Origin of the sequence: Synechococcus sp. A15-28 (genome assembly GCF_014280175.1) — a bacterium.
Taxonomy (GTDB): domain Bacteria; phylum Cyanobacteriota; class Cyanobacteriia; order PCC-6307; family Cyanobiaceae; genus Parasynechococcus.
The window spans coordinates 678,905-700,467 of record NZ_CP047931.1; the positions used below are offsets into that span (position 1 = coordinate 678,905).

At 59.3% G+C, this 21,563-nt stretch carries 22 protein-coding genes; 14 read left to right on the top strand and 8 right to left on the bottom strand.

Translation table 11 applies throughout. From position 1 onward, the window contains the following. Nucleotides 1–12: 12 nt before the first annotated feature. The 3 genes from SynA1528_RS03545 to SynA1528_RS03555 are packed head-to-tail and all read left to right on the top strand — an operon-like array spanning nucleotide 13 to nucleotide 2,741. Nucleotides 13–1,635 (top strand): 2-isopropylmalate synthase, encoded by a 1,623-nt coding sequence (locus tag SynA1528_RS03545; protein WP_186587723.1) that lies wholly within the window; start codon nucleotides 13–15, stop codon nucleotides 1,633–1,635. Nucleotides 1,636–1,640: 5 nt separating this feature from the next. Further along, the gene (locus SynA1528_RS03550; RefSeq protein WP_186587724.1) at nucleotides 1,641–2,465 is read left to right on the top strand and encodes a carbohydrate ABC transporter permease; all 825 of its coding nucleotides are present in this window, start codon (nucleotides 1,641–1,643) and stop codon (nucleotides 2,463–2,465) included. A 30-nt stretch (nucleotides 2,466–2,495) separates the two neighbouring features. After that, nucleotides 2,496–2,741 (top strand): Nif11-like leader peptide family natural product precursor, encoded by a 246-nt coding sequence (locus tag SynA1528_RS03555; RefSeq protein WP_186587725.1) that lies wholly within the window; start codon nucleotides 2,496–2,498, stop codon nucleotides 2,739–2,741. A gap of 276 nt (nucleotides 2,742–3,017) precedes the next feature. On the opposite strand, the gene SynA1528_RS03560 is transcribed toward SynA1528_RS03555, so the two are convergent. Together SynA1528_RS03560 and SynA1528_RS03565 are read right to left on the bottom strand one after the other, a co-directional pair. Continuing rightward, nucleotides 3,018–3,221, bottom strand: coding sequence for a hypothetical protein (locus SynA1528_RS03560; RefSeq protein ID WP_186587726.1), 204 nt, complete (start codon nucleotides 3,219–3,221; stop codon nucleotides 3,018–3,020). 76 nt (nucleotides 3,222–3,297) lie between these two features. Continuing rightward, nucleotides 3,298–3,639, bottom strand: a complete 342-nt coding sequence (locus SynA1528_RS03565; RefSeq protein ID WP_286187890.1) for a hypothetical protein — start codon at nucleotides 3,637–3,639, stop codon at nucleotides 3,298–3,300. Between the two features lie 171 nt (nucleotides 3,640–3,810). Here SynA1528_RS03565 and SynA1528_RS03570 point away from each other — a divergent pair, with 171 nt between their 5' ends. The 5 genes from SynA1528_RS03570 (at nucleotide 3,811) to SynA1528_RS03590 (ending at nucleotide 8,746) form a co-directional block, all read left to right on the top strand. Then, nucleotides 3,811–4,128, top strand: a complete 318-nt coding sequence (locus SynA1528_RS03570) for an MTH1187 family thiamine-binding protein (protein WP_353616637.1) — start codon at nucleotides 3,811–3,813, stop codon at nucleotides 4,126–4,128. A gap of 53 nt (nucleotides 4,129–4,181) precedes the next feature. After that, nucleotides 4,182–4,709, top strand: a complete 528-nt coding sequence (locus tag SynA1528_RS03575; RefSeq protein ID WP_186587729.1) for a hypothetical protein — start codon at nucleotides 4,182–4,184, stop codon at nucleotides 4,707–4,709. Beyond that, nucleotides 4,687–5,328: an RluA family pseudouridine synthase gene (locus SynA1528_RS03580; RefSeq protein WP_286187891.1), complete on the top strand. Its 642-nt coding sequence runs from the start codon at nucleotides 4,687–4,689 to the stop codon at nucleotides 5,326–5,328. Before SynA1528_RS03575 ends, SynA1528_RS03580 begins: the two co-directional genes overlap by 23 nt. Then, nucleotides 5,309–5,584 carry a SemiSWEET family sugar transporter gene (locus tag SynA1528_RS03585; RefSeq protein WP_186587731.1) on the top strand — a complete coding sequence of 92 codons (276 nt, stop codon included), beginning with the start codon at nucleotides 5,309–5,311 and terminating at the stop codon, nucleotides 5,582–5,584. Before SynA1528_RS03580 ends, SynA1528_RS03585 begins: the two co-directional genes overlap by 20 nt. A 75-nt stretch (nucleotides 5,585–5,659) precedes the next feature. Beyond that, nucleotides 5,660–8,746, top strand: coding sequence for a G8 domain-containing protein (locus SynA1528_RS03590; RefSeq protein WP_186587732.1), 3,087 nt, complete (start codon nucleotides 5,660–5,662; stop codon nucleotides 8,744–8,746). Nucleotides 8,747–8,766: 20 nt separating this feature from the next. On the opposite strand, the gene SynA1528_RS03595 is transcribed toward SynA1528_RS03590, so the two are convergent. Next, nucleotides 8,767–10,869, bottom strand: a complete 2,103-nt coding sequence (locus tag SynA1528_RS03595; RefSeq protein ID WP_186587733.1) for an HDIG domain-containing metalloprotein — start codon at nucleotides 10,867–10,869, stop codon at nucleotides 8,767–8,769. 71 nt (nucleotides 10,870–10,940) lie between these two features. Here SynA1528_RS03595 and folD point away from each other — a divergent pair, with 71 nt between their 5' ends. The 6 genes from folD to SynA1528_RS03625 are packed head-to-tail and all read left to right on the top strand — an operon-like array spanning nucleotide 10,941 to nucleotide 15,789. Next, nucleotides 10,941–11,822, top strand: coding sequence for a bifunctional methylenetetrahydrofolate dehydrogenase/methenyltetrahydrofolate cyclohydrolase FolD (gene folD, locus SynA1528_RS03600; protein ID WP_186587734.1), 882 nt, complete (start codon nucleotides 10,941–10,943; stop codon nucleotides 11,820–11,822). After that, nucleotides 11,822–12,520, top strand: a complete 699-nt coding sequence (locus SynA1528_RS03605; protein ID WP_186587735.1) for a TIGR02466 family protein — start codon at nucleotides 11,822–11,824, stop codon at nucleotides 12,518–12,520. The genes folD and SynA1528_RS03605 overlap by 1 nt, the downstream gene beginning before the upstream one ends. Nucleotides 12,521–12,547: 27 nt before the next feature. Then, entirely contained in the window at nucleotides 12,548–13,477 is a 930-nt protein-coding gene (gene crtE / locus SynA1528_RS03610) for a geranylgeranyl diphosphate synthase CrtE (RefSeq protein WP_186587736.1), read from the top strand. Then, nucleotides 13,474–13,986: a divergent PAP2 family protein gene (locus SynA1528_RS03615; protein WP_186587737.1), complete on the top strand. Its 513-nt coding sequence runs from the start codon at nucleotides 13,474–13,476 to the stop codon at nucleotides 13,984–13,986. Before crtE ends, SynA1528_RS03615 begins: the two co-directional genes overlap by 4 nt. Next, nucleotides 13,983–15,446: an ATP-dependent DNA helicase gene (locus SynA1528_RS03620; RefSeq protein ID WP_186587738.1), complete on the top strand. Its 1,464-nt coding sequence runs from the start codon at nucleotides 13,983–13,985 to the stop codon at nucleotides 15,444–15,446. The genes SynA1528_RS03615 and SynA1528_RS03620 overlap by 4 nt, the downstream gene beginning before the upstream one ends. A gap of 55 nt (nucleotides 15,447–15,501) precedes the next feature. Next, nucleotides 15,502–15,789 carry a hypothetical protein gene (locus SynA1528_RS03625; RefSeq protein WP_186587739.1) on the top strand — a complete coding sequence of 96 codons (288 nt, stop codon included), beginning with the start codon at nucleotides 15,502–15,504 and terminating at the stop codon, nucleotides 15,787–15,789. Nucleotides 15,790–16,143: 354 nt separating this feature from the next. Here SynA1528_RS03625 and SynA1528_RS03630 read toward each other — a convergent pair whose 3' ends face one another. The 5 genes from SynA1528_RS03630 to zwf form a co-directional block, all read right to left on the bottom strand. Further along, a complete protein-coding gene (locus SynA1528_RS03630; RefSeq protein ID WP_186587740.1) occupies nucleotides 16,144–16,731 on the bottom strand; it encodes a histidine phosphatase family protein in 588 nt (195 codons plus the stop codon). A 188-nt stretch (nucleotides 16,732–16,919) separates the two neighbouring features. After that, nucleotides 16,920–17,273, bottom strand: a complete 354-nt coding sequence (locus tag SynA1528_RS03635) for an acylphosphatase (protein ID WP_186587741.1) — start codon at nucleotides 17,271–17,273, stop codon at nucleotides 16,920–16,922. Then, nucleotides 17,168–18,595, bottom strand: a complete 1,428-nt coding sequence (locus SynA1528_RS03640) for a cobyrinic acid a,c-diamide synthase CobB (RefSeq protein ID WP_186587742.1) — start codon at nucleotides 18,593–18,595, stop codon at nucleotides 17,168–17,170. The genes SynA1528_RS03635 and SynA1528_RS03640 overlap by 106 nt, the downstream gene beginning before the upstream one ends. Before the next feature lie 15 nt (nucleotides 18,596–18,610). Next, the gene (locus SynA1528_RS03645; protein WP_186587743.1) at nucleotides 18,611–19,897 is read right to left on the bottom strand and encodes a glucose-6-phosphate dehydrogenase assembly protein OpcA; all 1,287 of its coding nucleotides are present in this window, start codon (nucleotides 19,895–19,897) and stop codon (nucleotides 18,611–18,613) included. A gap of 38 nt (nucleotides 19,898–19,935) precedes the next feature. Beyond that, nucleotides 19,936–21,459 carry a glucose-6-phosphate dehydrogenase gene (zwf, locus tag SynA1528_RS03650; protein WP_186587744.1) on the bottom strand — a complete coding sequence of 508 codons (1,524 nt, stop codon included), beginning with the start codon at nucleotides 21,457–21,459 and terminating at the stop codon, nucleotides 19,936–19,938. Nucleotides 21,460–21,563: the final 104 nt, after the last annotated feature.

Sequence of the window (21,563 nt, forward strand, 5' to 3'; positions counted from 1 at the left end):
AGGGCGTTGTCCATGGCCAAGGATCCCGCTCGTGTCCTGATCTTCGACACCACCCTCCGGGATGGTGAGCAGTCCCCTGGGGCCAGCCTCAATCTGGAGGAAAAGCTGGCGATCGCGCAGCAGCTGGCCCGGCTGGGGGTGGATGTGATCGAAGCCGGATTTCCCTTCGCCAGCGCCGGCGACTTCGCGGCTGTTCAGCGCATCGCCCAGCAGGTGGGGGGCGAAAACGGTCCAATCATCTGCGGACTGGCCCGTGCCTCTCAGAAAGACATCAAAGCCTGCGCCGAGGCGGTCGCACCGGCACCGCGCCGCCGGATCCATACCTTCATCGCCACCAGCGACATCCATCTGGAGCACAAGCTGCGCAAAAGTCGCGGCGATGTTCTTCAGATCGTGCCGGAGATGGTCAGTTATGCGCGATCCCTGGTGGAGGACATCGAATTCTCCTGTGAGGATGCTGGCCGCAGCAATCCTGAGTTCCTTTACGAGGTCATCGAAGCGGCCATCGCCGCTGGTGCCACCACGATCAACATTCCAGACACCGTTGGCTACACCACACCATCGGAATTCGGAGACCTGATTGCTGGCATCAATCGCCATGTCCCCAACATCGGGGAGGCGATTCTTTCCGTTCATGGCCACAACGATCTGGGCCTGGCTGTGGCGAATTTCCTCGAGGCGGTGAAGAACGGCGCTCGCCAGCTGGAGTGCACCATCAACGGCATCGGTGAGCGAGCAGGCAATGCCTCCCTTGAGGAACTGGTGATGGCCTTGCACGTGCGCCGTCGCTACTTCAATCCGTTCTTCGGCCGCGATCAGGACAGTCCCACTCCCCTCACCGCCGTCCGCACCGAGGAAATCACCAAGACCTCGCGTCTGGTTTCCAACCTCACGGGCATGGTGGTTCAGCCCAACAAAGCCATCGTTGGTGCCAATGCCTTTGCCCATGAATCGGGCATTCACCAGGACGGCGTGCTGAAGAATCGCCTGACCTACGAAATCATTGACGCCAAAACCGTCGGTCTGAGCGACAACCGAATTTCATTGGGCAAGCTCAGTGGTCGCAGCGCGGTGAGGGCAAGACTCGAGGAGCTCGGGTATGACCTGACCCGGGAGGACCTGGATGAGGCCTTTGCCCGTTTCAAGGATCTGGCTGATCGCAAGCGGGAGATCACCGATCGGGATCTTGAGGCGATTGTCAGCGAACAGGTTCAGCAGCCCGAGGCGCGCTATCAGCTTCAGCTGGTGCAGGTGAGTTGTGGAACGCGTCTGAAGCCAACGGCCACCGTCACCCTGGCGGAGGAGAACGGTCAGGAACAAACCGTTTCTGCAGTGGGTACAGGGCCGGTGGACGCGGTGTGCCGTGCCCTCAATCAACTGGCTGGCGTCCCCAACGAGCTCATGGAGTTCTCGGTGAAATCGGTGACGGAGGGAATTGATGCCATAGGGGAAGTCACGATTCGGCTTCGCCGCAATGGCTCTCTGTACTCAGGCCATGCTGCCGACACGGACGTTGTGGTCGCCGCCGCCATGGCCTTCATCAATGCTCTCAATCGTCTCGTGGCAGCCCAGGAGCACCAGCCCTTGCATCCCCAGCGGGATGCCGTTGATCTTGAAACGCGTCCGACCCTCTGAAGCTCATGCGTCAGGCGGTTCAAAGAGCGCTCCAGTTGATGCTGTTGATTGCGCTAGCACTGCTGGTGCTGGTGCCATTGCTCTGGCTGGTGAGCACGTCTCTCAAAGGACCCACCGAGGATATTTTCAGCAGCCCTCCAGCTCTTCTGCCTCAACAACCCAGTTTTGAGGCCTACCGCCGCCTGTTTCAGGACAATCCGCTCACCACGTATCTGATCAACAGCACGGCGGTGAGCGTTCTGGCGGTTGGGGCCAATCTGCTGTTCTGTTCTCTGGCGGCCTACCCACTGGCCAGGATGCGTTTCGCCGGACGCGGCCTGGTGTTGGGACTGGTGGTGGCCACGATCCTGATCCCTTTCCAGGTGGTGATGATTCCCCTGTACCTCCTGATGGTTCAGCTGGGTCTGCGCAACACGCTGCTGGCACTGATCATCCCTCAGGCCGCCACGGCCTTTGGTCTGTACCTGCTGCGTCAGAGTTTTCTGGGGGTCCCGAAGGAGTTGGAGGAAGCGGCGCGGATCGACGGCTGCAGTCGGCTTGGGGAATGGTGGAACGTGATGATCCCTGCGGCCCGTGCCGACCTGATCACCCTGGCGATGTTCGTGTTCATCGGCACCTGGAGTGATTTCCTCTGGCCGCTGGTGATTCTCGATGATCCAGCTCTGTACACCCTTCCCCTGGGACTGCAGCAACTCTCCAGCAGCTTCTCCCTTGATTGGCGGATTGTTGCTTCTGGCTCGGTGGTCTCGATCCTCCCCGTGCTTCTGCTGTTCATCCTTCTGCAGCGCTTCATCCTGCCGAATGCAAGCGGCGATGCGGTCAAGGGCTGATCTAGAACACCAATCTCTTGGAGCCCTGGGATGTCGCTGACACAACTCGATCAGTTCCTGTCGCTTCGTGAGTCGAATCCGCTTCTGGCGGAGCGGCTTGCTTCACCGCTTGACCTGGAGGATTTTCTGCAACTTGCCGGGGAGTGGGGATTTCAATTGACGGAAGCTGACGTGCTGGATGCCCAGAAGAGGGCCATGGAGCAGGGCAGTGCATCGGCTCTGCAACAGGCTCAGGCCGAGGAATTCCGACGGCTGCGCAACTTCATTCATGGATGAGCCGTTCATGGCGTGCTCTCTGTCACAAAGAGCTGTGCCAAAGCTCACCGAATGTTGACCTGCTCTTCAAGAAAATGATGCAAGTAAGACATTTGAGATGTCCTTCTGGCAGGAGTCGGAGATCAGTTCTCAACAATTTGTTGATCAAGAATCCCAATTCACTGAACCTCAGTTGTTAATTCTGTCTGAACTTCAGACCAACGTTTCTGGGGAGTGTTTTCTCAGTTGGGATGATTTGATCGGACAACGCTGAGGTTGGTTCGCATCTCCTAAGGTTCAGACTTTCACAACATCCGGGGTTTCTCCATGCACTTGGCCGATCCAAAGTGCATGGGTTACTGCACCGTCATGGGTGTGGAAGGTCCATGCCTTGTCGGCTGACGCGATCGATTTGATCGACTGGTTCACGTCGCTGACGCAGAGATAACAGCCATCGGACTCCGTGCGAAGCACGTATCGCTCGGCGTATTGAGTGAGCATGTCCTGAAGGATCTCTGATCACGGCATAGCGATCAGGGATCTGGAGTCGAGAACGGTTTCAGGAAGATTTTTGTTTTCATTCGCCAAGGCTTAATAAGCTTTGTTGTTGGATGGCAAGTTCCTCGGGAGGCGCGATTCGGGTCTGGTGTCCTCCATTGCGAAACCAAGGCTCTGACCACACCTCAAGGGTCAAGACATCTGAATCCAGTCCCCACGATTGCTGAAGGTATTGGCGGACAAGATCTTCCGGTGGTGCGGCCATTTGCTGCCAATGGACGACCGCAAGAGCTCCTGGACTCGATCGGAGCGTCACCCGCCGCTGCTGTGGATCTCCGCCTTCAACGGCTTCCACGGTTTCCGTGAGTTGTTCATCGCAGACGAAAAGCTTCAGTGGGCCCTGCTCGTCGGTCTGGGGCAAGGGATATTTATTCAGATAAAGGGCTCGTGCTTTTCGAAACGAAGCAGCTGGGGCCCTGTTCATCAATGCTGCGTAAGCCTCAAGCAATCGCACAATCTTTGATGGAACATCATTGGGTTCATCCTGATTGACGACAGGTCATCTCTGCGTGACAGGATGAGACTCATAGGAATGAAGCCTGTGGGGTCCTGGCTCAGCGTTGATCTTTGTGTCGTTCCTCTTGGGGTCGGGGTGAGCTTGTCCCCGTACATTGCGACCTGTCAGCGGGTGATCGAGTCGTCCGGGCTCGTTCATGAGTTAGGTCCCAACGGCACGGCGATCGAGGGGCCCTGGGATGACGTCATGGACTGCGTTCGGGCCTGTCACGACGCCATGCATGACATGGGAGTGCCACGCGTCTACACCACGTTGAAGTTGAACACCCGCATCGACCGGCATCAGGCCTTTCACGACAAGGTTGAGGCGGTCCGCCGTGAACTGAACTCCTGAAATCTTGAGAAGTTCAGTGCATCCCAACGTCTGGCGATGATCTGGCGAGACCAATGAGACAAGGGCGAGGGGATTTGGTGCTCCAGAAGGGTCGACGTCCAGCCTTGTGGTTGCTGGCTCCGTTGCTCATCGCGCTGAGCTGGGAGGGGCTCCCGTCGCGGGCATCAAGCTGGGATCAGATCGGCTCCTATCTGCGGTTGATTCAGAAAACCGGTGTTGAGGCCCTGGTCGCCAATGATTGCCCGCAAGGTCTGCTGGGAGCTTTTCATGAAGGGCGTCAGGCCCTGTTGATGTGTGGCAACAATCTGCCGGATGATCCCGCTTACATCTGGGTCGTCCTTGCCCATGAATCCGCCCACGTCATGCAGTTCTGCAAGGGCGGTCCACTGATGCCAGCAGCGGTTTTGGGCGCTGGCATGGATCAGACCCGTCGCGCCGATCCGCGCGCTTTTCATGAGTTGAACCTGTATCACAGCAGTCAGCATCACGTGGAGGCTGAAGCGCGCCTCGTTCAGGCTCTCCCTCCGGATGAGGTGGAACACCTCTTCAGACAGCATTGTGCGGAGCGGCTCGAGCCCTGAGGATCCGACGATTCTTTATGGGGACCCCTGGTTGCTGGTGGTGCTGAAACCGTCGGGATTGCTGTCGCAACCCGGCCGCGGCGATCACCTGCAGGATTCCCTGATCACGAGGCTGCAGAGGTTGCGTGGGGAGCACCATCTGGTGCATCGGCTTGATCGAGACACCTCGGGCGTGGTGCTGGTCGCCCGGTGTCTGGACAGTCTCCGTCGCTGCAGTGCCCTCTTTGCCGCTCGACGCGTGAACAAGCTCTACGAAGCAGAAGTGGAGGGGCAGCTGCATGGTCGAGGCCGGATTGATTCGCGTTTGGCTCGCTTGGATCGAGATCCACCTCGGTATGGCGATCACCCCCAGGGACGACCCTCGACAACGTTATGGCGAGTGCGCGCCAGACAAGAGGACTCGACAAAACTCTGGCTGCGGCCTTTGACAGGGCGATCGCATCAGCTGCGAGCCCACCTGGCTGGCATTGGTCATCCGATTCTGGGAGACCCGATTTACGGTGAAGGGTCAATGACGCCGTTGCGATTGCACGCCAGGGCCCTGGGTTTTCAACACCCGTTCACGGGGCGCCGGCTGCGTGTGTTCACTCGACAGGACGATGACAACCATGCCGGCTGAATCTCTGGGTTATGCAGCTGCCTTTCTCACCACCATCAGTTTTTTCCCGCAGGCCGTGAAGACCCTCCGCAGCGGTGACACCCGTTCAATCTCTCTCGGTATGTACGCCCTGTTCACGGCTGGGGTGGCCCTGTGGTCGCTGTACGGCTGGATCGTCGGCGATGGCCCGGTGCTGATCGCCAATCTGATCACTCTGGTTCCGGCGACGGTTGTCTTGCAGCGCAAGATGGCTGCGGGAGTGCATTCTTCGGGGTGACCGCAAATCCTTCATTTAGAGAATGTGCAGAAACATGGTTTCGCTGAAGCTGATGGTGAAGCCATTCTCAGTGCCATGAACGCGATGCTCCTCGCGTCTGAAATGCCAGCACATCCCGATGATCCAACGCTCCAAAGTGAGCACATGGCTGCGATGGATCTGGCCAAACCGGAAGAAGCCACGCATGTCGCGACGGCCTCAGGAGATTGGTCCTCTGCCTCAACATGGCAGGGTGGGCGCATTCCTGATCAGGGCAGTCGGGTTCTGATCCCCGAAGCTCATTCGGTCACTCTGGATCGTGAACTGGCCTCGGAGCTTGAATGGCTTCGGCTGAATGGTGAGCTGCGCTTCGCAACTGATCGGGATACGGAATTAAGGGTCGACACGCTGGTCAGTGCCCCTGGTAGTCGACTAGAGATCGGCACGGCGGAACAACCGGTTCAGTCGAATGTGCAAGCGCGGATCGTGTTCGCCGATCGTGGGCCTCTGACTGTTGAGAACGACCCGTTGCTAATGGGCCGTGGAGCGATTCTTCATGGCACCACGCGGATCCACGGTGCGGCAAAAACCTCTGCTGTGACCGCAGCAATAGATCTGAAACGAGGTGATCGGGAGATTGTTCTGACCGACCAACCGGAGGGTTGGTCGGTGGGGGATCAGCTGGTCATCGCTGGAACCCGTCCCGATGGTGGTGGGGATGAAACCGTCGTTATTCAGTCCATTGAAGGGTCTCGCATTCTTTTGGAAGCCCCGTTAACCGAGGACCACCTCACTCCGCGGGATCACCTGAAGGTTCATGTGGCCAACCTCAGCCGCAATGTGGAATTCACCTCTGAGAACACAGCCATTGATCGTCGCGGTCACGTGATGTTCATGCATACCAGAGATGTGGATGTGGCGAATGCTGCGTTCAATGATCTGGGCCGCACCGACAAGCTTCGACCATTGGATAGTCCATATTTTGATGATGAAGGCTTCTTCGTGGAAGAGACTGGTAGTAATACAGGTGGCCGTTATTCTGTTCATTTTCACCGTAATGGTGTTGAGCGGAGTGGCTCTCCTGCTGTCATCCGTGGCAGTGTTGTAGCCGGCAATCCTGGCTGGGGGTTTGTCAACCATTCCAGTTATGTCGATTTCATCGACAATGTTGCCTTTGATGTGGTGGGTGCAGCTTTCAGCACCGAAGCTGGAGATGAGATCGGTCGTTTTCAGGACAACCTTGCCATTCGAATGCTTGGCACTGGTGATGAGCCCATCAGTCGACAGGAGGATGGCGATTTCGGCCATGCAGGTGATGGTTTCTGGCTGCAAGGGCCCGGGGTCGTCGTTGAAAACAATGTGGCTGCTGGGGCTACAGGAAGTGGCTTGATCCTCTATGCCGAACCATTGTTTGAAGATGGCTTGGGTATCACGACCTTCCCTTCAGGCAATCTTCCTGATCCATTCGTTGCTGAGGGGGATGCGTCAGTGCCAGTTTCTTTGGCTCCCTTGGCTCGGTTCAGTGACAACGAAAGTTATGGTTCAGCTTTGGGAGCTCAGATTTATTACCACCGTACATTCATCACGATTGAGGAAGAACAGGAGGAACAGGCTCGATTTCAGTTTGCTCCGAGTGTGATGGATGGTATGAGTCTTTGGAGTAATAGTAACGGAATGCAGGTTAATTACACGGTTGACACTGATTTCCGCGATTTTGAAATCATTGGACCGGCTGATGGCTCTGGCGATACCGGCTTTGACGCTGCTTCAAACTTTTATAACCGCGGAACTCATCATTATGAAAACTTTGTCATTGAGGATTATGAGATTGGTTTCTCGGCTCCTCGTAGTGGTGTGATTCATGTCCGCAATGGTTATTTCAATAACATCACGGATTTTTATTTGAATGAGCCAAGGCAGCTGGGTCGCAGGATGCGCTTCGAAGGTGATATCCAGTTTGGTGATCGTGCCAGTGGTGTTGTTGAGGGAGAGGTGGTGCCAAGGTCTTATTTTGAAATGGATCCTGAGCTTGCCCCTGCCGCGGATTCAGCGAACGAGCATTTCTTGCTGGATGATCAGGTTATTCTTGACTTCGGACCTTTTCAGGATCAGCAACTCTATTTCTATGAGCAGTTAGCGGATCATGTGCTTTTCCCTGAGTTGCCGGAGCAGCTGACTCCCGATGATCCTGGGCCAACGATTGGGGATGAGTTTGTTGGCGTAACCAATGCGGAGATTGCATCTGTGTTGGGTGAGTCGTTTGGGGGCGCCATGGTTCCAGATGATGCGCGAGAGGTGGATCGGATCCTGGGACTCGTTGGCTCGCCTGCGGCTGATCTTCCTGAGCTCAATCCCAACCCTCTCCCATTGGATGATGAAGAGGAAGACGATTTAGATGAGGACGAAGAAGAGGAAGAAGAGGAGATCGAGGAAGAGGAGAATGATTTGGAGGAAGATGAAGAGGGAATTGATGAAGAGGAGGATGATTTAGAGGAAGATGAAGAGGGAATTGAGGAAGACGTGGATGAGATTGATGATCCCATCGACGAGCCGGAGGGTTCTGAGCTTGAGATCGGACTGTCTGAACAGGGAGGCAACCTTCGCCTCAGGCTCAGAAGTGATGAATTGATCGAGCGTTCTGATGACGTGGTGCGAACCCCCGTTGAGGGTTTTGATGCAATTTCTCTGTTCAGCTCCAATTTTTCCGAGAAAGTTAAATTCAAGTTTGATCCCCGTCTCGCATCATCTCCTGATGTTGTCAACTTATTCGCGGCAAGGGGGGGTGACCGAATTCAGATTGTTCAAAAGAATCAAGGCGGACCTGACTTGTTGGCGATTCATGGCCAACAAGGGCGTGATCGCCTCGATGCCAGCAAATTCGCTGGAGAGGTTGAACTGGATGGTGGACCTGGTCGAGATCTTCTGATCGGTGGACGTTCGCGAAGTGAACTTTGGGGTGGTTCAGGCGCTGATACGTTTGATCTCAGTCGTGAATCTTCTGGTGTTCAGTGGATCATGGATTTTGATCCTGATATAGATCAACTTCGCTTGGATCAAACCGTTGGTGCTTACGAGATCGACGTTCGCGGAGATGATCTCTGGCTTCTGAGTGGTGAGCGAGCCGTGGCCGTTTTTGACGGCTTTGTTGATCAACAGGACACTCTTCAACTCTTGATCAGTTAGGTGATGCGCTGATCCTTGAATCAGGCCGATTGTCGAGGTCTGGCGGGAATGGGATAGGGAATGCGGCGGTGTCTCATCCGCCGCCAAACCTTCACAAATGCCTGGACGACAAGTTCAACCTCAGAACGCGATAGTCCGCTTTTGCGAAGTTGCCCATCCTGTTGACGAGACTCCACGATGCGACGCACGGTGTCCTTCGCTTCATCGTCTGAGGTGTCGGGTGGTAATGAGCGCAAAGCCGCCTCGCAACCATCGGCCAGCATCAGGATTCCTGTTTCCTTGGAACGGGGTGATGGGCCGTGATAGCGAAAGCGTCTCTCCTGCACCTTGGGATTTCTCTGACGGGCTTTGTGCAGAAAAAAGCCCATCTTCAAGGTCCCTTGGTGCTCCGGAATGAAATCTGCAATCGGCCGAGGCAGGCGGTGGCGTTTTGCCAGTTTCAGTCCTTCATCCACGTGGGCCTGTAGAACAGCCGCGCTCTGTTCAGGATCGTTAAGAGCGTCATGGGGATTCGGACCGTCTTTTTGGTTTTCGATGAACCAGTCCGGGGCATGAAGTTTGCCGACATCGTGATACAAAGAGCCTGTTCGAATCAGATCGACATCAGCATTGATGGCACGAGCTCCTTCCTCGGCAAGGCCACAGATCATCAATGTGTGCTCAAAGGTGCCAGGAGCTTCACAGGACAAGCGTCGCAGCAGAGGTCGCTCCTGGTCTGCCAATTCAAGTAATCGTGCACGGGTCAGCAAGCCGAAGGATCCTTCCAGCAGGGGAATCATCAACAGCGACAGCATCAGCAGCAGACCCAACAGCAGCGCATCTGTGCTCAGTTCATCGAGTCCTGGATTCAAGGAGCCCCACAGCCTCCACCCCGTCCATGGTTGGAGCTGGAGCAGCACCCATTGAGACACCAGGGCGCCCAGTGGCAACAGAACAGCGAGCTGAAGCAACTGACCCCGACTGCGCTGACGACCAGCGATGACTCCTCCTGTTGTGGCGACAGCGACAGCGATCAACAGACGCCCATCACCCAGTCCATTGGCAGGCAGAGGCCAGATCAGGGCTGTGATCGCCATCCAGACCAGGCCACAGCCCGTTCCCAGTCCTTCGGTCAGGATCAGAGTGGGTGGCACCAACACCGCTAAGGGACTGACCGTGGATTGGAACCAGAGCTTGGCCACCTGAGCCAGCAGCAGGAGTCCTAGGGCCAGCAACCCATGGCGGACTTCAAGCCCGGGACGCTCTCGTCGCATCACCAAGAGCATCACGCCGCAGGCAGCGAGGGCTTCGAGAAAACGACCCAGCCAGATCAACGGCTGGGGTTCGCGCTTCACTTTTCCGAAAAAGTCAAGAACGTCGTAGGCCTGAGGGCTGATCGGCTCCCCCTTTCGTGTAATGAGATCTCCCTTCCGCACATCGATGGTGGGGATCCCCTGTTTGGTCAGCTGTTCTTCAATCAGCTGTTTGCTGAGGATGGGGTCGGTGCGCAGGTTGCTGCTTCCCTGCAGGCTGCTTGCCAGGAGCTTGCCGGCCAGGGAACGGGCCGCAGGGTTGTCGATGACGTCACCCTGCAGTTGAAGACTGGCGGCTTGACGGAATTGATCCACCGCAAGGGTGCTTACCAGTCCCTGGCTGAGCATGCGGTTCGCGGCCTTCCTGACAACGTTGTCCCAGGCGAGATGCTCTTCATGGCTGCGTTGCTCCAGCCAGACCTGTTCATCCGCACTGAGATTGACCGGACCGACCCTGGCCGCTGACCCGCTCTCGCTCACCTGTTGGAGTTCGCTGAGCTGACGTTCCAGTCTCAGCTTGAGTGCCTGCGTCTGCTCCTGGTCAAGCACTTGAACGACGGAGCGTGCCACCAGGGTGGAGCGGCGTTGCTCCAGAGCTGTGCTGTCCTGCACCAGGGCATCCTTGGGTGCGATGGCGTTAAAGGGGGCCAGCGCACCCGGCTGGAGATCAGGTTTCAGCAGCCATGGAAGGCTGGAAGCTCCGGCAACCATCAGGCAGAGCAACAGCACAAAGCTGGATTGCAGTGCAGTCCAACGGAGCAGGCGCCCAGCCGGACCCTGATGACGCAGCCAGCGTCTCCATAACTTGCTCACGCCGTTGAAGCGAACCAAAGCAAGGGACCTGACCTCATTACGCTAGCCGTACCAGCAGGGCATGCTGGAGGGACTGATGGGTTCCTGTCATGGCCCTGCGGCTGGATGGCAAAACGCTGGCATCAACGGTGGAGGGTCGCCTCACCGCTGTTGTCGACGCTTTCATGGGCGATGTTGGTCGGCCGCCAGGACTTGCAGTTCTTCGGGTGGGCGATGACCCGGCCAGTGCTATTTACGTCGCCAACAAGGAAAAAGCGTGCGCCCGCGTGGGCATTGCCAGCTTTGGGGCTCATCTGGCGGCAGAGACCCCCGCGGATGAGGTGCTCAGCACGATCCAAACCCTTAATGCTGATTCCCGTGTCGATGGCATCCTGCTTCAGTTGCCTTTGCCCAAGGGGTTGGATGAGCGTCCCCTGTTGGAGGCCATCGATCCGGCGAAAGATGCCGACGGTCTGCACACCCTCAATCTGGGACGGTTGTTGAAAGGCGAACCCGGCCCGCGCAGCTGTACACCGGCCGGTGTGATAGCGCTTCTGCGCAGCAACGGCATCGATCCCGCTGGTCAACGGGCCGTCGTCATTGGGCGCAGCATTCTTGTTGGGCAGCCCATGGCCCTGATGCTGCAGGCCGCCAACGCCACCGTCACCGTCACCCATTCCCGCACCGCTGATCTGGCTGCCCACACCCGCGAAGCCGACATTGTGGTGGTCGCTGCAGGCCGCCCTGGCATGGTCGGCGCCGAGCACATCAAGCCCGGTGCAGCGGTGGTGGATGTGGGCATTCATCGCAAGCCGGAAGGGGGGCTTTGCGGTGATGTTGTGGCAGGGGAGGTGGAACCGATCGCTGCTGCCCTCTCCCCTGTGCCAGGAGGCGTTGGCCCGATGACGGTGACCATGCTGCTGGTGAACACGGTGGTTGCCTGGTGCCGACGGCATGGCAACGACCATGGCTTGGAGGACCTGATTGGTTGATGGCGGAGAACGCGATTCACTGGTTGTTCCCCACACCGGTGCTGCAGGCGGACCTCACACCACCGAGCGATGTGGCCCTGGCGATGCTGCAGCAGCTTGCTCTGTTTAACCAGAAGGTGTTCTCGAAGCCTGAGTTCCGTGATCGCAACAACCTCACCGGTGATCTGCTCGGTCAAGCGGGACTGGATCAATTGCATCGCCTGGAAGCGTTCCAGTGGCTCAATCAGCACCTGGCCATTCACGTGGACGACTACCTGAAGGAGCTGCTGGGGCCAAATCACGCTCTGCAGGTTCACATTCAGAAGGCTTGGCCTGTGGTCTGTGCTCAGCAAGGCGGGACGATTGAGCCCCATAGCCACCGCAATGCTCAGCTCAGCGCTGTGTTCTATGTCCGTACGGAACCGGACAATCCCAGTGGGGAGTTGGAGTTTCAGGCTCCAGACGATTACTTCAGTCACGTGATGGCAATCCCTTATAAGGACGCAGCTGTCTCGGGGGGAGTGTTCGCTCCCTTACAGCACCGGCTGCTGCTGTTCCCCTCTGATCTGCGTCATCAGGTGACGGCCTATGAGGGGGAGTCACCTCGCTATTCGGTCTCCTACGACCTGGCTATCACCACAGCACCTGGTCAGGGGCGGGAAATGCGCATGCCGCATCCGATGGACTGGGTTCCCCTCTGCAATCCAGGGCCGGCCTGAGAGAATCCCGCCAGTATCGGGCTCTCCATGACCGTCGCGGCGACCTCTCCCGACAACACCCCTGGCGTGGCCGACAGTTTCGATTTCAAGGCTTATCTCGCCAAAGCCAAGGCGACGGTGGAGGAAGCCCTCGATCAGTCTTTGCTGCCGGAGCGGCCGGAGTCGCTGCGTGAAGCAATGCGCTACTCGCTGCTGGCGGGCGGAAAGCGTCTTCGCCCCATCCTCTGCCTGGCGGCCTGCGAGCTGGCGGGTGGGGACGCTGCTCAGGCCATGCCCACGGCAGTGGCGCTGGAAATGATCCACACCATGTCGTTGATCCATGACGACCTTCCGGCCATGGATGACGATGACCTCCGGCGTGGACGCCCCACGAACCACAAGGTCTATGGGGAAGCCGTTGCCATTCTGGCCGGTGATGCGTTGTTGACCCGTGCCTTCGAAATGGTGGCGCTGCGCAGTCCAGGGGTTCAACCCGAGCGACTGCTCAAGGTGGTGGGCGAGCTGTCGTTGGTGGCGGGGGCTCCTGGCCTGGTGGGTGGTCAGGTGGTGGATCTGGAGAGTGAAGGAAAACAGGTTGATCTCGAAACGCTCGAGTACATCCACCTCCACAAAACCGGTGCGCTGTTGAGCGCCTGTGTGATCACCGGCGCGATGATCGGCGGGGCCAATGATGAATTGATTGCTGCGCTACGGGTCTACGCCCGGGGGATCGGCCTGGCTTTCCAGATCATTGACGACATCCTGGACATCACAGCCAGCAGTGAGGTGCTCGGCAAAACGGCCGGTAAGGACCTCATTGCCGACAAGACCACCTATCCCAAACTCCTGGGGCTCGAGGAATCCCGCAAACGGGCCAAGGATCTGGTTCATGAGTCCAAGGAGGTGCTCAAGCCATGGGCCGCCAAAGCCCAACCGCTGCTGGCGTTGGCGGACTACATCACCAGCCGTGATCGATGATTGACTCCGCTCCATCCCACGCCGTCCTGCAGGAGTTCCTGGACAACAGTTCGTTGGCCTGGGGGCTTGTGGCCTGTGGCATCGCTCAGTTGTCGAAGTTGCTGATCGAATTGGTCGTTCATCGCCGCTGGCGTCCGGCGGTGTTGATCGAAACCGGTGGCATGCCCTCCAGCCACTCAGCGCTGGTGACCGGTACGGCCTCCTGCATTGGCTGGACCCTCGGATTTGACCATCCGCTGTTTGCCCTTGCTGCGATGGTCAGCTTCGTGGTGATGTACGACGCCAGTGGCATTCGACGTGCGGCGGGTTTCACCGCCGAACGGGTCAATGCCCTGCCGATGGAACTCTGGCCCACAGCCCATGACAAACCGCTGAAGGAAAGCCTCGGCCACAGTCGCTTGCAGGTGTTGGTGGGAAGCTTGATCGGTCCTGGGGTGGCCTTGCCGGGTCTGGTGCTGCTGGGATCGCCCTGGCATCTGGCCGCCGGCCTGCGGGCAGCACTGGGGTGAGCAACGAGGATCACCTCACAAAAGATCTCACGGACGATCAGCGCGAGGCTGCCGATGCTTTCGCTGCGTGGCTGACCTCACCATCCGATGGAACACCCTTTGTTCTGAGCGGTTTCGCTGGTAGCGGCAAGACGTTTCTGTCGATGCGCCTGCTGCGGATGGTGGAGATGCAGGGGCTTTGCTGGACCGTGGTGGCGCCAACCCATAAAGCTGTGGGTGTTCTGCGTCAGGCCCTGGATCTGGAGGGTCTTCAGCCCACCTGGTACCCCTCCACGATTCACCGCTTGCTGCGGCTGAAGCTGAAACGCTCCGCGGATGCCGAACTCTGCGAACCGACGGAGCAGACGGCGATGGCTCTCGAAAACCTCGGCCTCGTGCTCATTGATGAGGCCTCCATGGTGGACAGCACGTTGCTGGGCATTGCTCTTCAGTGCGCCCATCCGTTCAAAACCCGGTTGGTGTTTGTTGGTGATCCAGCGCAGCTGCCTCCGGTCGGCGAGGACTCCAGCCCTGTGTTTGCCATGCAGCGGGCCTGTGCTGCGTCTCTGGAGGAGGTGGTGCGTCACCAGGGCCCTGTGTTGCAGCTCGCCAGCCGCTTACGCGATGGAGGACTTCCCTGTCAGAACCCGCCCGTGTTGCCGCCGATCCGCGATGAGCGGGGGCAAGTGTGCTGTCTGCCCCAAAAGGACTGGTTGGACCATGCGCGCCAGGCACTGCGACAGGCCTCCCTCCAGGACAACCCTGACGCAGCCAGGATTCTTTGTTACACCAACCGCACCCTTGAGCGCCTGGTCCCCCTGGCAAGGCGGGCTATCCATGGGGACATGGCTGATCAGATGGCGGTGCTGCCTGGGGAGGTGCTGATCAGTCGGGCGGCAGTGATGGCACCAGCCTCCAGGGATGGTGAGGAGACCGGCGAGGAGCCAGACATGGTGCTCGGCTCCAATCGTGAAGTGATTGTCAGGGATGTGACGCTTGAGTCCTGCGATTTAATGGATTTCGGCCTTTCCCCGTCGGATGGAGCCGTTCCTGTGATTGAAACAGTGTCGGCTCAGGTTTCCGCAGGGGAGTTGGAGCTCTGCTTGAGACTCCAGCCGCCCGTCGGCAGTGATGCCAGGCGCGCGCTTGATGGGGTGATGCAGCGCTTGCGTCAACAGGCCCGGGACGCGGGGCAGAAAAACGGTCGGGCCATCTGGCGGCGGTATTTCCTTCTTCGCGATGCCTTTGCCTCCCTCGGACCGGCAGCAGTGTTGACGGTGCATCGCAGTCAGGGCAGCAGTTTCGGGGAGGTCTTTGTGGCCCCGGATGTGTTCCGTGCCGACCAATCCATCCGGCAGCAACTTTGTTACGTCGCAGTGTCCCGGGCGCGAACCGGTGTCTGGTTGATCGGAGGAAGCGCCAGCCCTGCCATCGAGCATGTCTGGCGCCATGCATTCGCATCGCCACCTTCGGCCCCTTGAGAAGTCACCTTGGCCTCGTTTGACTGAATCAGTCCGATTGTTTTGTTGACGGTCCATGGTGATGAGGAACCGTTGTCTGATCGCCCTCAGCTTGTTGAGTCTTGTTCTGGCCAGTTCAGCGGCTTGGGCTCAGCAACCAATCAAGGCCCATCTGGTGCTGACCACGGGTGTTTTCGGCTCCAAGTTTTCAGGCAGCAATGCCGCCAACAGTGACTCAACTTGGATGGTGACCATCCCGATGTTGAGTGAGAGTGGTTGCAAGGCCGAGGGTGAGCGTTGGCTTCGTCGCCGCTCTCGTTTCCGCAAGGGGTTTCGTGAATACTTCTGCGTGATCTTGCGCTGAAATTATGGATGCGAGATTCTTTGATTCTATTTCCAGGGTGATTCCTTCTCCTGGTAGTCCGTCATTAGGGCGGCGAGGATGAGCACCACATATCTGTTGTCTGCTCCTGTCTCCTGCTTGAATCGGCGGATGATGTCGGCAATGTTCCTCATGACTTCTGGTATTTCCTTCTTCTTCTGATCCTTGCTAGGAACAAAATTCAATGACTGCAACTTATCTTGTGGCTCACCACTTTATGGTGTTAATGCTCATTTCATCTTAAAAAAATTAGGAGAGACGATCCCAATTTTTGCCCAGGATCCCACAGCACGTGTTGATCGGATCCGGGGCCGAGGTGAATCGTTTCCCTCGTGGCTAGAGATTCCCAGCGGATGGGGCATTCCAGCGCTGAATGGCTCGGGTTTCCCGCTCCCAGCCCAGGATGCTGACTGAAGCTGTGCCGAGTCGGAGCAGTTGTCCGCCGGCGGCTCCCAGTCCCAGCCATGTTCCAGCCAGTGCCCGGAGAATGTGGCCATGGGCAAACAGAGCAACATCCCCGTCTTCAGGGATAGCCAGAGCTGTGCTGATCGCTCGTGCGCAGCGGGCCTCAACCTCTGGAGGGTCCTCTCCGTTCGGACAGCCATGGCTCCAGACCGTCCAATCCGGGATGCTTTCACGGATCGTGGCGGTGGTGATGCCTTCGTAGTCGCCGTAGTTCCACTCGATGATGTCGTCGCAGATCTGCATCTGATCGCCGAGCCCTGCCAACTCGCAGGTGCGTCGTGCCCGTTGCAGGGGAGAGCTGAATACCGCTGCGAAGCGCTGCTGGCTCAGAACCGGGGAGAGGGCGCGGGCTTCGGCTTCACCCTCGGGCAGCAGCGGCAGGTCTGTGCTGCCGGTGTGCCGCCCATTGAGAGCCCATTCCGTCGCCCCGTGGCGGAGCAACCAGAGCTGGCGTGACATCAGCTGATCAGCGGGGTGACCAGCTCAAGATGGGCAGTGATGAACGGCGCGTCAGCAGCCTGAATCACAACCTCAGGATCAGAGCTGCAAGGCCGATACAGACCCCCAGGCTGAGGACGCCGAGCAGGGCACGCCAGAACGCTTTGTCCTGTGGATCGAGGAAGTTCTTGCCCATGGCCCCAGTCTGATCAGCGGCGCACCTCAAACCAATCATCACCGGTCACAGGAAATTGGCTCAGCTGAACCCTCAGCACCTCTGCTCCAGGGGGTCCCTGTTCACACCAGGCCCGCAGCTCGGAAATCGCCAGAGGCGGCCCTTCGGCCTGCACTTCAACTCTGCCGTCGCGCAGGTTGCGGACCCAGCCCCGTAGCCCAAGGTCCAGTGCACGCCGGTTGCAGCTGGCTCGGAATCCGACCCCCTGGACCTGTCCGTGGATCAGCAGTCGCCAGCGTTCGAGGAAGGGTTGCGGGCGGCCGGACTGGGTTCGGTTGACGAACCGCCGGGCAATGGAATCGGCTCTGTTGCGAGTGCGTCGCGCCATCGGGAGCAGATCATCGAAGAGCTGGCCCAGTGCAGGTGAATCCAGCTGGCGTGAATCCTCTGAGTACCCCATCCCTCCGGTGTTTGTCCGGTTCTCCATCCTTCAATGTCCCACAGCACGGACTCGTCCGATGGTGGTCGGTCGTGCTCGAGAATCCAGCGGTGAAACTCGTGGCCCCGCAGGGATTCTCCATGCCGCAGCAGCAGGCCGTCCCGGCGTGGTGTCAGCTGGCGATAGCCCACTTGGAGCCCTCCGCGCCGGGCGCTGAAGGGCAGCAGACCTGCCATCGGATGCGGCGTGCCATTGAGATCGTTCAGCTGCTGGCCCAGCAACAACATGCCGCCGCATTCGGCATACACCGGGCGTTGTTGCGCAAACTCCCTCAGGGCGGAAAGGCTTCTGCGGCACTGCCCCAGCTCCTCAGCGTGTTGCTCCGGAAAACCGCCTGGCAGGATCAGTCCCCGGGCGTCGGGCGGAATCGGTTCATCGGCGAGGGGGCTCCAGGGCAGCAGGGGCATCGCCATGCGCTCCAGCTGCTCGCCTGTCTCGGCGTAGCGGAAGTGAAAAGCCTCATCCACTGCGACGGCCACCGGCAACGCCGGCCCGGTGATCGGAGCGATCTCATCCAGCGGGGGCGTCCCTGACCGTGGAGCCTCCATCAGTGCCAGCCAGTGCGTGACATCGAGATGCTCTTCGGCGAGTCGCGCCCAGCGCTGATGTCGATGTAATGGGTTCTGCAGTTCGTGGGCCGGGGCCAGGCCCAGATGTCGGCTGGGTAGTGCCAGCTCATCACTCTTCGGCAGACAGCCCAGTAGGGGCATGCCGATCGCATCAAGAACCTCCTGCAGCAGCTCCCGGTGTCGTTGGCTGCTCACCCTGTTGAGCACGACACCCGCCAGGGTCAGGTCTGGGTCGTGATCACGGAAACCCTGGACGAGGGCCCCCAGCGATGCGGCCTGACCACCGGCATCGATCACCAGAACCACGGGGAGCTGCAGCTGTTTCGCGATGGCTGCCGTGCTGCCGGCTTCGCTGCAGCCGATGCCATCGAACAAGCCCATCACCCCCTCCACAAGGGCCAGATCCCGCTGGCTCCCGTAACCGAGAAAGGCCTTTTCAACCCAGGCCTGTCCGCAGAGGTTGAGATCGAGATTTCTGCAGGGGTGTCCTGCAGCAGCACTCAGCAGCTGGGGGTCGAGGTAGTCCGGCCCGACTTTGAAAGGTTGAATGCTGTGGCCCTGAGAGCGGGCCCATGCCAACAGGGCGAGTGTCAGGAGCGTTTTGCCGCTGCCGCTGGCCGGTGCGGCGATGACAACGGCCATGGTGGAGCGTCGGCGTCAGTTCAGCAGCCTGGCAGCCAGTGAAGCCGATGTGGCCAGCAGCGGATTGGTGGAGTCGTGTCCACCGCTGAGCAGCCTCGCCACATCCATTTCCGGTGAGGCGTGCTGAACCGAAACGATCTCCTCATGCAGCTCAAGGCTGGCCATGCCACCCCCCTCAAGACGCATGCAGCCACCGGATTCCCCACAGAGGATCACGCAGACACCCTGCCCTTGCTCCGGTTGGCAGATCAGGCGCAGACCGACCATCTGTCCGGCATGGACACTGGGCTGGCCGGTGGGGACAGTCATCAACTGGAAGCGGATGTCGGCTCCGTCATGGCGGCTGAACCGAGCTGTGACCCCTTCCTCGGTGACGTCGCTTGTCTGCAACTGCCAGCCGAGACGGTCTGCAATCCAGGCCGCCATCAACAGGCCCTGGGCTGGATGGTGACCTTCCACATCGATGTCCAACTGCGTGATGTGGCAGAGAGCATCCCGGCGGTTCGGAGGGTCAAACACCATCGCCAGGGTTTCGCGCCAGCTGCGCAGGCGCAGCCAGTTGAGGTCATTCACCGCCTGACCGGACTCCACGCGCGACCGCAGCAGGTTGAGGCAGTGGGCGGGGTTACCGACGGCGGTGTCGATGATCAGGCGCCTGGGAGCACAGGCCAGCTGTTCCATCAGATCGGGGGCTTCATCCAGGAATCCGTTCCACCAGACCCAGGACGGCATGGAGGGCGGCAGCAGCGGCTGCAGGATCGACATGCCGTCGCGAAGGGCATCGTGGCCACCGCGCAACACCACCACATCGCCACAGGCGGTGGTGCCTCCTCCCTCCTCAGGCAAGGGGCAGTAAGCGGCCACAAGCGTTTCGAGTCCCTGCTGGGCGTTGATGGTCGGCGCCAGGGTGATCAAGCGTCGGGGCTGGAGCTCACTCAGGGCCGGGTCGATGTACTGACCTCTCAGATCATCGGCCTGGGTTTCACCCTCGAGCTGGGCGACGGAAGCGATCAGCTCTCCGGCGCTGGGTGGTGTGCTCAGGGGTAGATCGGTATCGATCACGGCCTGGCGACCGGCCTGCAGCAGCGCATCGGATTGCTGGCCAGTGATCGGACCGTTGAGCCGACCGCAACGCACCAGTTGCTGTTCGGCCCAGGCGGGTTGCCAGATCAGCAGACAGAACGTGTTGGCACCGGCACCGGTGTTGCCTTGCTGCTCCGTTGACCAGAGCTGCTCCAGATAGGTGGGGACCTCGGAGGGCGCCAGTTCGAGCGGGGTCTGAAGGGTGAGCTGGGGAGACATCGGGTAGGAGGAATGAAGTGCGGCGAGTTCCGGTGTTGTCAGGGACGACGCCAGAGCAGTCCGTCACGGGCCAGCAGGGCATCAGCGGCGGCAGGTCCCCAGGTGCGGGATTCGTAGGGGTGGATCGGCAGCTGCCAAGGGCTGTCTTCGATCAGCTCCAGCAGCGGTGTGTACAGACGCCAGGCCGCTTCCACCTCGTCGCTCCGGGTGAACAGGGTCGGATCACTGAGCATGGCGTCGGCCAGGAGGCGCACATAGCCCTCATCGGAGGGCTCTCCGAAGGACTCGTCGTAGGAGAACTCCATGTCGATCGGTCTGCTGCGCATGCCGGAACCGGGCGATTTCACCTCGAAACGGAATTCCGCACCTTCATCGGGCTGGATTCGCAGGATCAGCTGGTTGGCTGTGGGGCCACCGGTGGCTGCATCGAAGAGATGCACTGGTGCCTCGCGGAAGGTGAGCACCACCTCGCTGAGGCGCTTGGCCAGCCTCTTTCCGGTTCGCACGTAGAAGGGAACCCCCTGCCAGCGCCAGTTGTCGATGAACAGCTTCATGGCGACGTAGGTCTCCGTGGTGCTGTTCGGATCGACGCCCGGTTCCTGGCGGTATCCGGCTAACGGCGACTCATGGCTGCCGCCGGGGCCGTACTGGCCGCGGATGCAGCAGTTCCATGGTTCCTGCTCGTCGGCCAGTCGTGCCGCCTGGAGCACCTTGGCTTTTTCGTTGCGGATCGCTTCGGGGTCAAACCGACCGGGTGGTTCCATGGCGGTGATGGCCAGCATCTGGGTCAGGTGGTTCTGCACCATGTCCCGCAGGGCTCCTGAGCTTTCGTAGTACCCGGCGCGTTCCTCGACACCGACGGTCTCGGCTGCGGTGATCTGAACACTGGAGATGTAGTTCCGGTTCCAGATCGGCTCGAAAATCGTGTTGGCAAAGCGCAACACCATGATGTTCTGGACCGTCTCCTTGCCCAGGTAGTGGTCAATCCTGAAGATCTGGTTCTCCTGTCCGCAGCTCTTCACAACGCGGTTCAGGGCTTGAGCACTGCCGTAGTCCCGGCCGAAGGGCTTCTCGATCACCACACGGCTGCGCTGGGGATCCTTCAACAGCCCTGCGTCCGCCAGCGCGCGACAGCCACTGCCGTAAAACTTCGGTGACACCGACAGGTAAAAGGTCCGGTTGCCGCGGGTGGCGCACTGCTGGTCAATGGTCTCCAGGCGCCCGCCCAGGCGAACCACGTCCTCCGGTTTCTGTAGATCGACGGGCTCGTAGAACAACTTCGACGCGAACTGATCCCAGGCCTCCTGGTTCTCAGCGATCTTGCTCGCCAGAGCCTCAGCCATCTTTCCCCGGAACTCCTCGTCGCTCCAGGGCCGGCGAGCGCAGCCCAGAAGGGCGAATTCGCTGGGGAGTCTGCGCTGCTTGAACAGTTCGAACAGTGCGGGGACCAATTTGCGGTGTGTCAGGTCACCACTGGCGCCGAAAATCACCAGACATTGGGGTGCAATGACCCGTTCCTGTCGGAGTCCGACCCGCAGGGGGTTGGTGGCGGTGGCGACCATCGAGCCTTGGCATCTGACGAAGGTTTAGGCACGGAACGGGAAATCAACAGTGCCCCAGATCAACCCACCCTGTTTTTTGGCCCGTTTTGTTGCCAAGCGAAAAA